Below are 16,186 nucleotides of genomic sequence, written 5' to 3' on the forward strand. Positions count from 1 at the left end.
TAGATGGAGAATTTAAAGGACTTTTAAAAATCGTCCTTTTGATACATATGAGACATACGATCATGTTTGGTTTTTAAATATTGTTCGTTAAAGGGATTTAAACCCACAGTCAGCGGAACACGATCAACGACATTCACACCTTGCTCTTGGAGCGCTTCAATTTTTAATGGGTTATTAGTAATGAGACGCACAGCCGTAATGTTGAGATGATTCAACATGATAGGGCACATATCATAACGACGTGCATCGGCAGGAAGATCCAATAATAAATTGGCATCCACTGTGTCATGGCCTTGGTCTTGTAGGGCATAAGCACGGATTTTATTGGTCAAGCCAATACCACGACCTTCTTGGCGTAAATATAAAATCACCCCTTGACCTGCTTCATTAATTAATTTTTGGGTTGCTTGAAGCTGTGGGCCGCAGTCACATTTGAGTGAAGCGAAGGCATCACCGGTGAGGCATTCGGAGTGGATACGAACTAAAACAGGTTCAGTGGGAGCTTGTTCTAGTCCTTTAGAGAGTGCGACGTGTTCTTCACCGGTTTCAGGATCCTGAAAAACCGTAATATTGAATTCACCAAAAGCGGTCGGTAATCTTGACGTTGCGACAAATTCTATAGGCACTGCTTAACCCGTTTATTCGATTATAAATTGGCTAAAGTATAGCGTAATGCTTGGACATTGGTAGAATTGCAACGACGAATTTATGCAGAACATTTTCTTTTTTGTATAAAGCGAACGATAATAGTTGATAAATAGGAAGATTATTCAGGATAATCTGACTCATTCAAAATCTCCCCAACGAGATCATTGCTAAAAATTACATCGCTACAAGTTTGGCTGATTGTAAGGTGATACAATTCGACGATATGATCGAGTTACCCATTTAGACCGAGCTTAGGAATTTGCCAGGCTTTAGAAGGCTTTGCCACATTATGCTGTATAAAGAAATACCATTTCAACGCCCTGTAACACCGTTGCTGGATACGATTAACCATCCTCAACAACTTCGTTTACTCGAGCGCAGCCAATTAGAGCAAGTGGCGGATGAGTTACGTCAATTTATTTTGTATGCGGCCGGACAAAGTGGTGGGCATTTTGGTGCCAATCTTGGGGTGATCGAATTAACCGTGGCATTGCATTACTGTTTTGATACGCCACGTGATCGTCTGATTTGGGATGTGGGTCATCAAGCCTATCCGCATAAAGCCTTAACGGGTCGTCGTGAACAATTAGTGACGATTCGTGCCAAAGATGGTTTGGCTGCGTTTCCTGCCCGTGAAGAATCTGAATTTGACACCTTCGGTGTAGGCCATTCATCAACCGCGATTTCTGCTGGTCTTGGGATGTCATTGGCACGTCGCTTCAAGCAAGATCCCTGTCATGTGGTTGCAATCGTGGGTGATGGCGCGATGACAGCGGGCATGGCTTTTGAAGCCATGAACGATGCGGTGGCACACAATGCTGACCTCATGGTGGTATTGAACGACAACGATATGTCGATCTCATGTAGTACAGGTGGTTTTGCTAAGCATTTGGCTGCGATTTGGGAAAGTGGTCAATCGGTGAATATTTCTGAAAATGGCGAAGCTTATATTCAACCTCATCCTGAATGGGCGTATAACTCACGCCTACATTGTGCTGCGACCGATGCTGCAGACAACCTATTTAAAGCCATTGGCTTTGACTACTTTGGTCCTTTTGATGGGCACGATGTTGAACAATTAACACACGTGTTTGAAGCCTTAAAAAAACGCAAAGGCCCACGTTTAATGCATGTCTATACCAAAAAAGGTAAAGGCTTTGCACCTGCCGAAGCAGATCAAATTAAATACCATGCCATCAGTAAACTGAATGCACCTGCTGCTGTGGCAACTGCACCGAAATATTCAGATGTTTTTGGTCAGTGGTTATGTGATGAAGCTGTACAGGATGATCGTTTATTAGCGATTACTCCTGCGATGTGCGAAGGCTCAGGCATGGTGCAATTTGCAAAGCAGTTCCCTGAGCGTTTTTTTGATGTTGCCATTGCAGAACAACATGCGGTGACTTTGGCTGCGGGTATGGCCTGTGAAGGGGTAAAACCGGTTGTTGCAATCTATTCAACCTTTTTACAACGTGGTTATGACCAACTGATTCATGACGTCGCTTTGCAAAATCTTGATGTGACATTTGGTATCGACCGTGCAGGTTTGGTTGGTGAAGATGGCCCAACGCATGCCGGTGCATATGATTATGCCTTTATGCGTACCGTGCCGAACATGGTGATCATGGCGCCGAAAGACGAAAATGAATGTCGTCAAATGTTGCATACGGCTTATTTGTATAAAGGCCCAGCGGCAGTACGTTACCCACGAGGTAATGGACTAGGTGTTGAGATTCAGCAAGAGATGACCGAGCTTGAAATTGGCCGTGGTGAAGTTCTTGCAAACTTCAATGTTCAGCAAGATGCAACAATTTCTATTTTAGCATTTGGTAGCCGTGTTCAGGCAGCGGTTGAGGCGGCTGAAGTATTGGCTGAAAAACTGGATGTTGCAGTTCGTGTGCTAAATATGCGTTTTGTAAAACCATTAGATACACAGTTGATCGATCAAATCGCGGCAAGCACGCAACTATTTGTGACAGTTGAAGAGCATGCAGTGATGGCGGGTGCGGGTAGTGCGGTAAATGAATATTTAGCGCAGGCTAGTATTGTTAAACCGATGCTGAATTTAGGTTTGTCAGATGAATTTATGCATCAGGCGACACATGCTCAAATGCTACAACAAGCTGGACTAGATGCTGAAGGCATTATCACTTCTGTGACACAAAGCTGGATAAAGCATAAGTCAACTGTAGTTTGCTGAATTTCTAATTTTTAGAAACATTTTTTCCCTAAAAGCCCTTATATTTGATAAGATATAAGGGCTTTTATGCATTATTCTTTATCAGTATCTTCAAATTTGTAGTGGGTGTTCAATGGAACCTATGGTGGTTATGGCTGCGCGTGCGGCTCAATTAGTTGGTCAAGAGCTTTTAAAAGCGCATCAAAATCGTCATAAACTCGATCTACAAGTCGAAGAAAAAGGAATTGATGGTCCAGTAACGCGTGTAGACCGTTATTTGGAACAATTGACTATCGATACCCTACGTAAAAGCTATAAAAATCACAGTTTCCTAGGCGAAGAGTTTGGTCTTCAAGAAGGTAAAGGTCATGACGCTGATTGGTGTTGGATCATCGACCCACTTGATGGCACATTAAACTTCGTTAATGGTGTTCCACATTTCTGCATCTCTATCGCAGTTCAACATAAAGGTGTAACTCAGCACGGTGTTATTTATGACCCTGTGAAAGATGAGTTGTTCTCTGCAAGCCGTGGTCGCGGTGCGATGATGAACCAACGCCGTATTCGTGTAAATGTAAAAGACAGCTTAGAAAACACTTTCCTTTCAGTGGGTCATGCGTATCGTAAAATTCGTAATGGCGAAGTGGTTTCTTATGCGAAAAACCATTTCAACTCATTGTTAAATGTAACTGAAGCCGGTGCTCAATACCGTCGTTCAGGTTCTGCTGCTCTTGATCTAGCATATGTTGCTGCAGGTCGTTTCGATGGTTATTTCGAACTTGGTTTGAAACCATGGGACATCGCTGCGGGTGAACTTATTGTGAAAGAAGCGGGTGGTACTGTGGTTGATGCTCGTGGTGGTAACGACTCAATGGACAATGGTCAAGTACTTGCATGTTCTATGAAAATGCTTAAACCACTTATGCAAGCTGTTGTTCCAGCTTGGGGTGAAGCTGCTAAATAATAGAACGCTTAGTTCGAGTTTATTGACAGAATAATGAAATAAAGCCCTCTTTATGAGGGCTTTATTTTGTCTAATTGGTCAAAAATAAAGGCTTAAACACCTATAATTTAAAGCTTCTTACAAAAAACATTCTGAAGTTGACTAAAACAGGTGACATTTAAAAACTTTCTGCTATAATCGCCGCACGCACTAAATTTCGTTCATTACCTGAACATTCTCTTCTATCATTGTGTATGCGCGTTCCGGTCCAAAGAGAGGACGATATTTCGCGCCCCACCCAATCGCTAAGCGATTCCTTCAGGTTGCGGCTGTAATCATGTGTGCGTTATACACATCGTCGTTCTCGGATCGCCGCTGATTCTATATTTTCAGCGTTTTTTGCTGTGCCGCTTTTTGCCGATGTCCATCTGAATTTATATTTTTAATGGAGCACCCATTTTTGGGGTGAAATACTCTATGAGCAAAACTTTTGCTGATTTTCCTTTACATGAGTCGTTACAACTAGCATTACAAGGTCTAGGTTTTACTACTCCGACTCCAGTGCAAGAACAATCAATTCCAGCTGCATTAGAAGGTAAAGACCTTCTTGTATCAAGCCAAACTGGTTCTGGTAAAACTGCTGCATTCTTACTCCCAACTGTGAATGCTTTGGCTGGTCAAGACACTTTGATGTCTTTCAAAGAGCGCATGAAAGCGGTAACTGCACCGTCTATTCTTGTACTTTGCCCTACACGTGAATTGGCTCAACAGGTGAGCCAAGACGCAATTGCTTTAGTACGTCATATGAAAGGTGTTCGTATTGCTGCAATTATGGGTGGTATGCCTTTCGGTAAACAAATTCAACAGCTTAAAGGTGCACAAGTTGTCGTAGCGACTCCAGGTCGTTTACTTGACTTGGTGAACCGTCGTCAAATTAAATTAGACAACGTTGATGCGTTAATCGTTGACGAAGCTGACCGTATGCTTGACTTAGGTTTCTCTGAAGACCTAGAAGCGATCAGCGACTTGGCTGCTAACCGTAAACAAACATTAATGTTCTCTGCAACATTTGCGCCGCGTATCATTACACTTGCAGAACGCATGATGAATGATCCACAGCGTATTGCGATTGAAACTGGTCACTCTACAAATACTGACATTACTCAGACTCTTCACTGGACTGACGGTTTCGAACACAAGAAAAAACTTTTGACTCACTGGTTATCTGATGAGTCTGTAGATCAAGCAGTTGTATTCGCATCTACTCAAGAAGATACAGATATGTTGGCTGAAGAACTTGCAGAAGCAGGTCACTCAGTTGTCGCTCTTCACGGTGCAATGCCACAAACTGTACGTAACCGTCGTTTACGTAGCATTCGTGAAGGTCGTGCAAAAATCTTAGTTGCGACTGACGTTGCTGCACGTGGTCTAGACGTACCAACTATTTCACACGTAATTAACTTCGGTCTTCCAATGAAGAACGAAGACTATGTACACCGTATCGGTCGTACAGGTCGTGCAGGCCGTACTGGTAACGCGATTACTTTAGCGACTTACCGTGAACGCGGTAAAATTCGTGCTTTAGAAGACTTCTTAGATGCACGTTTAAATGTATCTGAAATTGAAGGTCTTGAGCCATCTCCACCTCCTGCACGTGGTAGCCGTGATGGCGGTCGTGGTCGTCGTGATGGCGGTCGCGGTGGTCGTGGTGGTTTCGGTGGCGGTCGTCGTTTTGAAGGTGAGTCAAACTTCAAACGTCGTGAAGGCAACCGTGATGGCGAACGTCGTTCATTCGGTGGCGAAGATCGTCCACGTCGCGAATACAACAACGATCGTCCACGTCGTGAAGGCGGTTTCGAAGATCGTCCACGTCGCGAATTTAACAACGATCGTCCACGTCGTGAAGGCGGTTTCGAAGATCGTCCACGTCGCGAATTTAACAACGATCGTCCACGTCGTGAAGGCGGTTTTGAAGATCGTCCACGTCGCGAATTTAACAGCGATCGTCCACGTCGTGAAGGTGGTTTTGACCGTCGTTCTAACGATGACAACCGTGGTAACCGTGTAGATTACAAACCAGCTCGTGAAGGTTATGGCGATCGTCCAAAACGTTCATTTGGTGAAGATCGTCCACGTCGTGAATTCAACGGTGACCGTCCTCAACGTTCATTTGGTGAAGATCGTCCAAAACGTTTCGGCGATGACCGTCCAAAACGTTTCGGTGATGATAAACCACGTGGCGAACGCACTTTCGGTGAAGACCGTCCACGTCGTAAATTCAATGACTAATTGAATTTCGAAAGAAATATCGAAAAAACCGGTGGAAACACCGGTTTTTTTTATGGATTTAAATTAGCTTTTTAATCAGAAAAATGTATACTTGATCAAACTTTATGTGTTTAATGATAATTAATATGAACGGAAACGCGTTGGCAAATATGCGTACAGTGATGATCGAGGTACTTATGCCTTATATCGGTTTGACACTATTATTGTGTAATATCGTTTACTATATATACAATTATTTTAACTAAATTCTTCTATTGGGTTGAAAACACCCTCTATAAAATCGCATTAATAATAAAAAACAATTTACCTGATGGAATGCAGGGATATGCGCTCATGCAATGGTAACATTTTAAACTTCAATCCTTTATAGTATGCATGCTGAAAAAAATGCAGGAAAATCCTCAGCTATGAATAATCAAACGTCTTCTCAGACTCAGGCACTGATCGAAGTGAAAAACCTGAGTTTTAAGCGAGGAGAGCGCGTCATTTATGACAATGTCAGTTTAAAAATTCGTCGTGGTCAGATCACTGCAATTATGGGTCCATCTGGTACAGGTAAAACGACTTTACTCCGTTTAATTGGTGGTCAATTGACTCCCGATAATGGAGAAGTGTTGCTTGATGGGCAGGACATTGCACAGATGTCACGTCAGGAACTCTTCGCTGCGCGTGCGCGTATGGGGATGTTGTTTCAGAGCGGTGCATTATTTACCGATATGTCGGTATATGAAAACGTAGCCTTTCCAATTCGTGCCCATACCAAGTTGCCAGAGCATTTGATCGCTGAAATTGTTGCGTTGAAATTAGAGTCTGTTGGTTTACGTGGTGCGGAACAAATGATGCCCTCTGAACTATCGGGTGGTATGAATCGTCGTGTGGCTTTGGCCCGTGCAATTGCACTGGATCCTGAGTTAATCATGTATGACGAACCTTTTGCAGGGCAAGACCCGATTGTGATGGGGGTTTTAACCCGCTTGATTCGTTCGCTACGTGAAGCTTTAGATTTAACCACGATTATTGTTTCGCATGATGTAGCTGAAACTTTATCAATTGCAGATTACATCTACGTCGTGGCTGAAGGGAAAGTGCAGGGCGAGGGAACACCTGAGCAGTTAAAAGCACATGCCTCGCCGTTTGTGAAGCAGTTCTTGACGGGTTCGGTAGAAGGTCCAGTCGATTATCAATTCAGTCATCAGCCCTATTTAAATCATGAGGTTCGTTCATGAATGCTATTGCCGCATTAGGTAGACGCGTCATTGAACGTGTTCGAGGAATCGGCGTAGCAACCATTATGTTGCTGCAGATTCTTTTTTCCATGCCGACTTTACTTGGCGTGAAATTGTTTATTGATCAGATGTACCGTGTTGGTGTGCTTTCATTACTGATTATTGTGGTATCTGGCTTATTTATTGGCTCGGTACTGGGTTTGCAAATGTATAGTATTCTGTCGACCTTTGGTAGTGAAGCAATGCTCGGTACCGCCGTTGCACTGACGTTACTGCGTGAACTTGCACCTGTGGTGGCGGCTTTACTCTTTGCAGGTCGTGCAGGCTCTGCTTTGACGGCTGAAATTGGTTTGATGAAAGCCACTGAGCAGTTGTCGAGTATGGAAATGATCGGGGTCGATCCATTAAAACGAGTGATCTCGCCTCGACTTTGGGCCGGTATTTTTAGCTTACCAATGTTGTCTGTGATTTTCGCTGCGGTCGGCATCATGGGCGGTAAATTGGTGGGTGTTGATTTTCTGGGTGCGGATGAAGGCTCTTATTGGAGTGGCATCGAGAACAGTGTGCAATTCTTTAAAGATGTCTTTAATGGCACCATCATCAAAAGTTTTGTTTTTGCATTAATTTGTACTTGGATTGCGGTCTATCAGGGTTATGCCTGTGTCCCAACTTCAGAAGGTATTGCAACGTCGACCACGCGTACTGTCGTGTATTCTTCGTTGTGTGTTTTAGGTTCAGATTTCGTGTTGACTGCGGTCATGTTCGGAGGTATTTAATGAAATCACGTACGAGTGAACTGGCCGTCGGTTTTTTTGTCATTCTGTTTGCTATCGCTATTTTCTTCTTGGCGATGCGTGTGAGTGGTTTGGTCGGCAATAACATTGAAGACAGTTATGAATTGACCGCGACATTTGAAAATGTAAACGGGATTAAACCCCGTGCCAAAGTCACCTTAAGCGGTGTTAAAGTTGGTCAAGTGGAATCGTTGAAACTCGATCCTGTGACGCGTTTAGTGACAGCACATCTCATTATGGATGGCTCATTAACCTCTTACAATGCAGAACAATTAAAAGAAGTGCAAAAGAATGCACTCGAAGAACTGCGTTACACATCAGATTATGAAGCAGCAACACCTACGAAACAAAAAGAAATGGAACAGCAACTGATTGCTAACATGAAATCCATCACCAATATCGATGAAGATGCTTACATTATGGTGGCAACCAATGGTTTATTGGGCGAGAAATATTTGAAAATTGTACCGGGTGGTGGTGTCAACTTCTTAAAACGTGGTGACCAAATTGGTAATACCCAAGGTACGATGGAAATCGAAGATTTGGTGTCTAAATTTGTGACCGGTGGTGCAGGGAACAAATCTGACAACACAGCAGATGCTGAACAAAAAACAGAAGCTGCTGACACAACAACGGCAGACGAACCTGCATTTGTTGAATAATTTTTAGGAGAAATTAAGTGAACACATTGTTAAAACATACGCTTACAGCAAGTATCTTATCAACTATGATGGCAGGTACAGCTTTTGCTGCTCCAAGCGAAGCACCACCTGCATTTGTAAAAAAAGTGGCTGATGGCCTCATTACACGTTTAAAAGCAGACCACGCAAAACTACAAAATAACCCTGCGGCTGTGAAAACGATTGTTCGTCAAAACTTAGACCCGTATATCGATTCACAAGCGTTCACACGTATCGTGATGGGTACTTATGCAACGAATCAATACAGCTCAGCGGCTCAACGTGCGCAGTTTGAACGTAACTTCCGTGCAACACTGATCGAAAACTATGGTTCAGCTTTTGCTAAGTTTAGTAACCAAACATATAGCATGCGTCCTTATAAAGCATCGAACAGTAAGAACCCTGTTGTAACGATTGATTTCCATAACAACGGTGAAAAAATTCCAGTCTCTTTCCAGTTGACGGATAAAGGTTCACAATGGAAAATCCGTAATATCAACGTTTCGGGTATCGACCTTGGCTTACAATTCCGTAATCAGTTTGCGGCAACTGTAAAACGTAATGGCGGTAACATTGATAAAGCAATTGCGAACTTCAAACCTGATGCTGATGCAGCATTAGACAAGAAAAAATAAGATAGGTGATGTGTGATTAAACTTCATCAACAAGAATTGATGGTTTCAGGCAAAATCGATTACAACAATGCCGAATTGTACTATCAAGACGGCTTGAAATTGATTCAACAACAGCAAGCTTTTCCCTTGGTGGTCAATCTTGCTGAGCTTGAGCATGGCAGTACTTTGGCTTTAGCTGTTTTGGTCCGTTGGTTACGTCAAACGCCAAAAGCGCAAGGTTTACAGTTTAAAGCAGTCCCTGAAAAAATGATGAAGATTATTCAAGCCTGTCATCTTGAGCATGACTTGCAATTGATCTAAATAAAAAAAAGCACCTTACGGTGCTTTTTTTTATTTTAGCGGGACAAGAAACTCTCGCAAGTCTACGCAATAGGAACGGATTAAATCCATTTCTTCCAGCGGAAGTAAATCAATGGGCCAATAAAGAATGCCACGATGATTAAGCTGACCACGATAAAACTGGTTGTACCATGCGCGAATGGCAGTACATCGGTGTTCATCCCATAGACGCTAGCCACTAACATCGGTGGCGCAAGCATACTTGGTAAAATCGAGAATCGACGAATCGTATCATTCTGTTCGGTGTTAATGAACCCAGAAGTGGTATCCAGTAAGAAGCGAACTTTTTGGAATAAGAAGGCATCATGCTCAACAAGAGAGCGAACGTCTTCGCTGAGTTCTCGGATGTCGGCATCATAAATATGACTGCCCAAGGCCCGAGGACGTGACAGGAAGGTGAGAACACGACGTAAATCGATCAGACACAGCTGAGCTTTTCCGAGCATATCTTCTAAATGCGCAAGTCGGGTAATCATGTCATCTAAGTCTAAAATCATCTCACGATGACGGTTATTCAGTACTTCTGTGGAATACTTTTCTAAGTCCTTGTGGATATCTTCCAAGATATCCGCAAGCTCATCGAGTTTGGCTTCTAAAAGACCCAATAAAATCCAAGTTGGATCTTTATAGTCAATTTCATAGTCATTACGACGCGCACGGGCACGAAAGGCACGGAAAGCCACCAGCTTTTCACCCCGTAAAGTGAATAAGCGCTCTTTATGCAAAATAAAGGCAACTGTCTGCACGGTAGCTAAGGTGCTGGCATTTTCTTCGGGTTCGCCATCGACCTGAAAATTTTTATTTTTCGTTAAAAAATAGGTGCTGATGTGCAAAATACCATCGTCATCACGGTAGAATCGTGCACTCGACGAAATATCTTCTAATGATTTTAATGTAGGTAAATTCTGATCATAGGCATCCATAATCCATTGCTGTTCTTCCTGAGACGGGGCAATGAGATCGAGCCAGACTAAATCCTGATGTAAATCGAAGTCACCATTGATGGTGACATCTTCCAGGCTACCGCGCTCTGTGGCGTAAAAGGCTTCAAGCATGTTGTCTTTTCCCCTTACGCAGTAAGTTAAAAATGAATGGGTGTATTTTAGACAAGGATTTGCTGAAAAACACTGTTCTAATGCTTAATTTATGAAAAAATCTGTTTAAAGTTGATTTTTCCAGCATAGCGTTCCTGATCTGATGGTGATTATAAATGAAATCTATCGCAATTTTCTGTGGTTCCGCCCTTGGTAACAATCCTGCCTATTTACAGGTGGCTGAAAAAGTCGGTCGTCATTTAGCGGCCCAAGGTATTACATTAGTCTATGGTGGTGGCCGTTCAGGTTTGATGGGTGTTGTGGCAGATAGTGCTTTGCGTGCAGGTGGGCAAGTCATTGGGGTGATTCCAAAAGTCTTGGTCGATAAAGAATTGGCACATCCAGATTTAACCGAATTGCATGTGGTAGAAAATATGCAACAACGGAAAACTAAAATGTCTGAACTCTCGGATGGTTTTGTGGCGATTCCAGGTGGAGCAGGGACTTTAGAGGAAATTTTTGAGCAGTGGACGTGGGCTCAATTGGGCATTCATTTAAAGCCATGTGCCTTTCTCAATGTAGATGGTTTTTATGACGATTTATTGAATTTTCTAAAAACAACTGCAGAAAAAGGCTTTACCCATCCGCGTTTTATCGAAGGCTTAATTGCAGAAGATAATATTGAAACGATTGTTGAGCAGTTTCAACATTTCACTGCGCCAGAGCCGAAATGGGGCATGGTTGAACGTACAGCCTTTATCGCCGATTTGGAACAAGATAGATGAAAATTATCACTGTTGCCGCAGCCATTATTTTAAATGAACAGCATGAACTTTTAGTGGTTCGTAAAAAACACACGGCATTCTTTATGCAAGTAGGTGGAAAATTAGAACCCCATGAAGCTCCTGAAATCACCATGCTACGTGAAATTCAGGAAGAAATTGGCTGCGCTGCGCAGATTGAACAATTCATTGGCCGTTTTGAAACGGCCGCTGCGAACGAAGCAGATCATCTACTGGTGAGTTATGTCTATCTGGTCCAGTTGCAAGGTGAACCGAAAATTGATGCGGAAATTGCAGCGATGCAATGGGTCAGCTTGGATGATACACAAACAAAACTCGCCCCTTTAACACGTGAGGTGGTGATTCCTTGGGTGAAGCAGCAGACTCGATCTCTTGCTGAAAGCTAAACCGCTTCGCTTGTTCATTTTCTTTAGAGGTTGATGTTTGAAACTAAGGCTGTGCCGCAGCAATGCATGCGGCATATACCTGCGTGCAATGTAGCTGATGTAACAGCTTGCTTAATGCATGGATTGAACTCCCTGTGGTGACTACATCATCGATAATGAGGACTTTACGGAAACGGCGTTTTTCAGTTGGGTTGATAATAAATTGCTGTTCGATATTTTCTAGGCGTTCTAGCCGACTTAAACCTTTTTGAGCGTGCTGTGCTTGACGAATCACTGGTTGCCAAACAGGGATGCGCAATTGCTTTGCCATCATGTGTGCAACGAGCAGCATTTGGTTGTATCCACGGTCCTTGAGGCGTTCAACTGAAATAGGCATGGGAACAATGGCCTGAACTCGAGCTAAGCGCATGCTTAAAAGGCTCTGTGCCAGTAAATTTTGATAGTGCAATTGTTGCTCATACTTATAGCTTTGGATGATGCGATCTATTGGAAAATCATAGTGAAAGGCACAAGAGATGCTGTGTTCATGGCGATTAACCATTTGTTTAAACCAAGGCAGTTGTGCCCAGCAGTCGGTACAAAGCGAATGATGTTGTTGTCGATCGATACCACAGAGCAAGCAAGGGGAAACGCTCTGCATCCCTTTTTGGATGTAGTGTTGGATAGATTGGAGCATGTTTTTATTCTAATCATTCTTTTTTGTGTATTTTGCACAGTTTGTGGTGAAGTGCAATCACGACACCACAGAAACCTGTTCGACAAGCTTATTCGTTAAAGCCAATCTGTATTTTAGGATGATCGAACCATCATCCTAATTATACATAGGCATAACGGGGTGCTTCAGGCAGCCATCGTTTTAAAAGCGCTTGAGCCTGTGCAGGATAATCATTTAGGACTTGTTGAGCCACATAGTGTGCCTGATTGAGTAAATGATCATCTCGCTCCAATTTGGCTACACGAAAGCCCATATCGCCTGTTTGTTTAGTGCCGAGGAGCTCACCGGGGCCGCGAATTTCCAAATCTTTTTCAGCAATAATAAAGCCATCATTGGTCTCGCGCATGATGCGTAAACGCTCTTGCCCATTTTGCGATAAGGGATTTTTATACAGCAAGGCACAGAAACTGGCTTTTGCACCACGTCCTACACGACCACGTAGTTGATGCAATTGTGAAAGCCCTAAACGCTCTGCATTTTCAATTACCATGATTGAGGCATTCGGGACGTCAACACCGACTTCAATCACTGTGGTTGCAATCAGTAATTGCAATTCATTATTTTTAAATTGCTGCATCACTGCTTGTTTTTCATCGGCCTTCATTTTGCCGTGAACAAGACCAATATTGAGGTCTGGAAAGCGTTCTTTAATTTCATTAAAAGTCGCTTCAGCGGCCTGAGCATCTAAAGTTTCTGATTGTTCAACTAAGGTACAGACCCAATAGGCTTGTTTACCTTCAGCACAATTGCTGGCAATCCGCTGTAGCACTTCTTCACGACGGTCAAGTGGAATAGTGACTGTTTGAATCGGTGTACGACCGGGCGGCAGTTCATCAATGACGGAGGTATCTAAATCGCCATAAGCCGACATGGCCAAGGTACGAGGAATAGGGGTTGCCGTCATCACAAGTTGATGCGGTGTCATGCCATTGAGACCTTTGTTCCGAAGTGCCAAACGCTGATCGACACCAAAACGGTGTTGTTCATCAATAATCACTAAACCCAATTTGGCAAATTGTACATTGTCTTGAAATAAAGCATGTGTGCCGACCACTAAATTGGCTGAACCATCTTGAATACTTTGTTCTGCAGCAGCTCGAGCTTTACCTTTTTGCTTGCCGGAAAGCCAAGACACGGTTAGACCCATCGGCTCAAACCATTTTTTGAAATTTAGATAATGCTGTTCGGCCAAAATTTCTGTTGGCGCCATCATGGCCACTTGCCAACCTTCCTCAAGCGCATGACAGGCTGCCACACCTGCAACCAAGGTTTTACCTGCACCCACATCGCCTTGTACGAGTCGAAGCATAGGTTTGTTCTTTTTCAGATCGACCGCAATTTCTTTGGACACGCGTTTTTGTGCGCCGGTCATTTCAAATGGCAGCGTACTTAAAAGTTGTTTGGTGAAGTTCTTACTTGCAGAGAATGACGGTGCTTCGATTTGTTGAATATAAGCACGGCGGCTGAGCAAACTGACCTGATGGGCAACCAATTCTTCGAAAATTAAACGTTGCTGTGCTGGATGAGAACCTTGGCTGAGTTGCAACATATTGGCATCGACAGGGGGGTGATGAATATAGTCCAGTGCTTGTTTTAGGGCATAGCCATTGGTGAATTTTTCCGGCAATAATTCAGGTAAGTCATCACTATATAACTGTAGTGCTTGTTTGACATATTCACGCAGTTTGGACTGCGTTAAGCCTTCGGTTGCGGGGTAAATCGCAGTGAGTTGGGTTTGTGGTAAAGGCGTGTGTTCAGTAATCACCTGTAGTTCAGGATGATACATTTCTAAGCCACGAGCACCAACACGGACTTCACCAAAAATCCGTAAACGATTCCCTGGTTTCACCCGATCAGTAATGCCTTTGTAAATATGGTAAAAACGTAAAGTAACTTTGCCACAATCGTCATTCAGTAGGGCGGCCATCGATTTGCGCTTACCGGGAGGAAAGTCGATACTTTTGACAGTGCCTTCCAGTAAATAACTGCGCCCCACGGTCAATTGGTTCATGGGGATGATCGTGCTACGATCTTCATAGTCGCGTGGCAGATGAAACAAAAGATCATCTGTTGTGAAAATATTTAGTTTTTCAAGTAAAGCAGCGGCGGCATTGCCAACCCCTTGCAATTGATGGACGGCAGCCATGTCCCCTCAACTTCGGTTTATATGATCTAAATGGATCAGTTCTGAGAATAGGTCGTTTGATGCATATTCTATTTATCGGTTATGGTAAAACATCGCAACGTGTTGCTAAACAATTATTTCAGCAAGGTCACCAAATTACCACAGTGAGTCGTAGTGCGAAAGAGGATGATTTTGCAGAACATTTAATCCAAGATGTTCACCAACTGGATTTATCGCAGGTTCAACCGATTGATGCTGTCTATATTCTTTTGGCTCCTGCACGTCATGCTCAATTCAATGCTGTGGATGCTTATCGATACACTTATGTCGATTCTGTACAGCCGATTGTTCAAGCATTAGCAAGTCATCCAATACAACGTTTAATCGTGGTGTCGTCCACTCGTGTCTATGGTGAGCATGCGGGGGAGCGCATTGATGATGACACTGTGCCACAACCGATCGATGAGCAGGGGATGCTGTTACTCGAAATGGAGCATTGCTACTCACAAGCATTTCCTACTGAATGCGTGATCGTACGTCCATCAGGGATTTATGGCACATCGACAACACGAATGCAGAAATTGGCCGAAACGACTCATCGCTATCCCAATATTCATTGGTCCAATCGAATACATATCGATGATTTGACAAAATTTCTGTGTCATCTACTCCACGTGGAACATCCTGAAAAATCATATATTTGTACTAATAACCAACCTCAACCTTTACATGAGCGAATCTTGGATTTGCAAAGAGCTATGCATTTACCCGAATTGGTTTTAGGGAGTGAAGTAGAAACAGGTAAAAAGCTTTATGCAACGCGGATGACGAAGAGTAGTTTTAAGTTAGCGCACGATTGATTGTGATGTGCAGTGTAAAATTGTCGTGACGTATAAAATTCAGTGCAGCTTTGTGAGTATTAAAAGAAATTCTATAAATGAATAAGATAGGTCTTTTACAACATGTATTGTTCAAATTTTCGAATGGATCTCAAAGGCTAAAAATTAAATAATGACAAAATCATTTGCTGAACTTACTCAGAATCTACCCCATAGACCGATTTTGGAAAAAGCTTTGAGTTATTTTGAGAATTTACCAAAGATCGCGATTGATTGTGGTGCAGGAAATGAATCATCATTTCTACTCCGTCATCATTTTAAAGTAAATGCATTTGATCCGTCTGTTGACGCTAAAAATATCTGTCTAAGTAAATTTAAAGACAATAAGAATTTTTTATTTTCTAATCAGGCCTTTGAAGACTATAGCTTTCCTGAAGCTAGTTTAATTATTGCTTTATTCAGTTTGTTTTTTGTTCAACGGATTCGCTTGGAAGTGTTTTAAAGAAAATGCAGGAATCCTTAAGTGAGTAAGGCATCTTACTCATACAACT

General features: G+C 42.9%; 16 protein-coding genes. 12 read left to right on the forward strand and 4 right to left on the reverse strand.

What is annotated here, in order from left to right; genetic code table 11:
• Positions 1-23 precede the first annotated feature (23 nt).
• Entirely contained in the window at positions 24-626 is a 603-nt protein-coding gene (gene ribA / locus LXF01_RS01990; protein ID WP_168379100.1) for a GTP cyclohydrolase II, read from the reverse strand.
• A 311-nt stretch (positions 627-937) separates the two neighbouring features.
• On the opposite strand from ribA, the gene dxs reads away from it, so the two are divergent.
• From dxs to LXF01_RS02030, 8 genes are all read left to right on the forward strand, one after another.
• The gene (gene dxs / locus LXF01_RS01995; protein WP_180121430.1) at positions 938-2,848 is read left to right on the forward strand and encodes a 1-deoxy-D-xylulose-5-phosphate synthase; all 1,911 of its coding nucleotides are present in this window, start codon (positions 938-940) and stop codon (positions 2,846-2,848) included.
• 112 nt (positions 2,849-2,960) lie between these two features.
• Positions 2,961-3,791 (forward strand): inositol monophosphatase family protein, encoded by an 831-nt coding sequence (locus LXF01_RS02000; protein ID WP_078189303.1) that lies wholly within the window; start codon positions 2,961-2,963, stop codon positions 3,789-3,791.
• 456 nt (positions 3,792-4,247) lie between these two features.
• The gene (locus LXF01_RS02005; protein WP_078189302.1) at positions 4,248-6,059 is read left to right on the forward strand and encodes a DEAD/DEAH box helicase; all 1,812 of its coding nucleotides are present in this window, start codon (positions 4,248-4,250) and stop codon (positions 6,057-6,059) included.
• Positions 6,060-6,466: 407 nt separating this feature from the next.
• Entirely contained in the window at positions 6,467-7,285 is an 819-nt protein-coding gene (locus LXF01_RS02010) for an ABC transporter ATP-binding protein (protein WP_111885426.1), read from the forward strand.
• Entirely contained in the window at positions 7,282-8,061 is a 780-nt protein-coding gene (mlaE, locus tag LXF01_RS02015; protein WP_180077073.1) for a lipid asymmetry maintenance ABC transporter permease subunit MlaE, read from the forward strand. Before LXF01_RS02010 ends, mlaE begins: the two co-directional genes overlap by 4 nt.
• A complete protein-coding gene (gene mlaD / locus LXF01_RS02020) occupies positions 8,061-8,741 on the forward strand; it encodes an outer membrane lipid asymmetry maintenance protein MlaD (protein ID WP_233944965.1) in 681 nt (226 codons plus the stop codon). The genes mlaE and mlaD overlap by 1 nt, the downstream gene beginning before the upstream one ends.
• Before the next feature lie 17 nt (positions 8,742-8,758).
• On the forward strand, positions 8,759-9,394 hold the full coding sequence (locus LXF01_RS02025; protein WP_233944967.1) for an MlaC/ttg2D family ABC transporter substrate-binding protein: 636 nt from the start codon (positions 8,759-8,761) through the stop codon (positions 9,392-9,394).
• A gap of 39 nt (positions 9,395-9,433) precedes the next feature.
• Entirely contained in the window at positions 9,434-9,694 is a 261-nt protein-coding gene (locus tag LXF01_RS02030; protein ID WP_218945760.1) for an STAS domain-containing protein, read from the forward strand.
• 80 nt (positions 9,695-9,774) lie between these two features.
• On the opposite strand, the gene LXF01_RS02035 is transcribed toward LXF01_RS02030, so the two are convergent.
• Complete coding sequence (locus tag LXF01_RS02035) at positions 9,775-10,788, reverse strand: CorA family divalent cation transporter (protein ID WP_233944968.1); 1,014 nt, start codon at positions 10,786-10,788, stop codon at positions 9,775-9,777.
• A gap of 155 nt (positions 10,789-10,943) precedes the next feature.
• Here LXF01_RS02035 and LXF01_RS02040 point away from each other — a divergent pair, with 155 nt between their 5' ends.
• Together LXF01_RS02040 and LXF01_RS02045 are read left to right on the forward strand one after the other, a co-directional pair.
• Positions 10,944-11,552: a TIGR00730 family Rossman fold protein gene (locus LXF01_RS02040; protein ID WP_180024338.1), complete on the forward strand. Its 609-nt coding sequence runs from the start codon at positions 10,944-10,946 to the stop codon at positions 11,550-11,552.
• Positions 11,549-11,956, forward strand: a complete 408-nt coding sequence (locus LXF01_RS02045; protein ID WP_180173244.1) for an NUDIX hydrolase — start codon at positions 11,549-11,551, stop codon at positions 11,954-11,956. Before LXF01_RS02040 ends, LXF01_RS02045 begins: the two co-directional genes overlap by 4 nt.
• A gap of 43 nt (positions 11,957-11,999) precedes the next feature.
• Here LXF01_RS02045 and LXF01_RS02050 read toward each other — a convergent pair whose 3' ends face one another.
• Both LXF01_RS02050 and recG read right to left on the reverse strand, forming a co-directional pair.
• A complete protein-coding gene (locus LXF01_RS02050; protein WP_180173245.1) occupies positions 12,000-12,632 on the reverse strand; it encodes a ComF family protein in 633 nt (210 codons plus the stop codon).
• A gap of 139 nt (positions 12,633-12,771) precedes the next feature.
• Positions 12,772-14,817, reverse strand: coding sequence for an ATP-dependent DNA helicase RecG (recG, locus tag LXF01_RS02055; protein ID WP_233944969.1), 2,046 nt, complete (start codon positions 14,815-14,817; stop codon positions 12,772-12,774).
• A gap of 59 nt (positions 14,818-14,876) precedes the next feature.
• On the opposite strand from recG, the gene LXF01_RS02060 reads away from it, so the two are divergent.
• Both LXF01_RS02060 and LXF01_RS02065 read left to right on the forward strand, forming a co-directional pair.
• Entirely contained in the window at positions 14,877-15,656 is a 780-nt protein-coding gene (locus LXF01_RS02060; protein WP_180173247.1) for an NAD-dependent epimerase/dehydratase family protein, read from the forward strand.
• Between the two features lie 151 nt (positions 15,657-15,807).
• Positions 15,808-16,137: a class I SAM-dependent methyltransferase gene (locus LXF01_RS02065; protein WP_233944970.1), complete on the forward strand. Its 330-nt coding sequence runs from the start codon at positions 15,808-15,810 to the stop codon at positions 16,135-16,137.
• The last annotated feature ends 49 nt before the right edge of the window (positions 16,138-16,186 follow it).

Source organism: Acinetobacter sp. SH20PTE14 (genome assembly GCF_021391555.1).
Classification (GTDB): Bacteria; Pseudomonadota; Gammaproteobacteria; order Pseudomonadales; family Moraxellaceae; genus Acinetobacter; species Acinetobacter amyesii.

Bases quoted from the DNA above. Each gene is read 5' to 3' on its own strand.
- LXF01_RS02010 (WP_111885426.1), top strand. From the start codon at position 6,467: ATGAATAATCAAACGTCTTCTCAGACTCAGGCACTGATCGAAGTGAAA.
- LXF01_RS02060 (WP_180173247.1), top strand. From the start codon at position 14,877: ATGCATATTCTATTTATCGGTTATGGTAAAACATCGCAACGTGTTGCT.
- LXF01_RS02005 (WP_078189302.1), top strand. From the start codon at position 4,248: ATGAGCAAAACTTTTGCTGATTTTCCTTTACATGAGTCGTTACAACTA.
- LXF01_RS02030 (WP_218945760.1), top strand. From the start codon at position 9,434: ATGGTTTCAGGCAAAATCGATTACAACAATGCCGAATTGTACTATCAA.
- dxs (WP_180121430.1), top strand. From the start codon at position 938: ATGCTGTATAAAGAAATACCATTTCAACGCCCTGTAACACCGTTGCTG.
- LXF01_RS02065 (WP_233944970.1), top strand. From the start codon at position 15,808: ATGACAAAATCATTTGCTGAACTTACTCAGAATCTACCCCATAGACCG.
- LXF01_RS02040 (WP_180024338.1), top strand. From the start codon at position 10,944: ATGAAATCTATCGCAATTTTCTGTGGTTCCGCCCTTGGTAACAATCCT.
- LXF01_RS02000 (WP_078189303.1), top strand. From the start codon at position 2,961: ATGGAACCTATGGTGGTTATGGCTGCGCGTGCGGCTCAATTAGTTGGT.
- mlaE (WP_180077073.1), top strand. From the start codon at position 7,282: ATGAATGCTATTGCCGCATTAGGTAGACGCGTCATTGAACGTGTTCGA.
- LXF01_RS02035 (WP_233944968.1), bottom strand. From the start codon at position 10,788: ATGCTTGAAGCCTTTTACGCCACAGAGCGCGGTAGCCTGGAAGATGTC.
- LXF01_RS02050 (WP_180173245.1), bottom strand. From the start codon at position 12,632: ATGCTCCAATCTATCCAACACTACATCCAAAAAGGGATGCAGAGCGTT.
- mlaD (WP_233944965.1), top strand. From the start codon at position 8,061: ATGAAATCACGTACGAGTGAACTGGCCGTCGGTTTTTTTGTCATTCTG.
- recG (WP_233944969.1), bottom strand. From the start codon at position 14,817: ATGGCTGCCGTCCATCAATTGCAAGGGGTTGGCAATGCCGCCGCTGCT.
- LXF01_RS02045 (WP_180173244.1), top strand. From the start codon at position 11,549: ATGAAAATTATCACTGTTGCCGCAGCCATTATTTTAAATGAACAGCAT.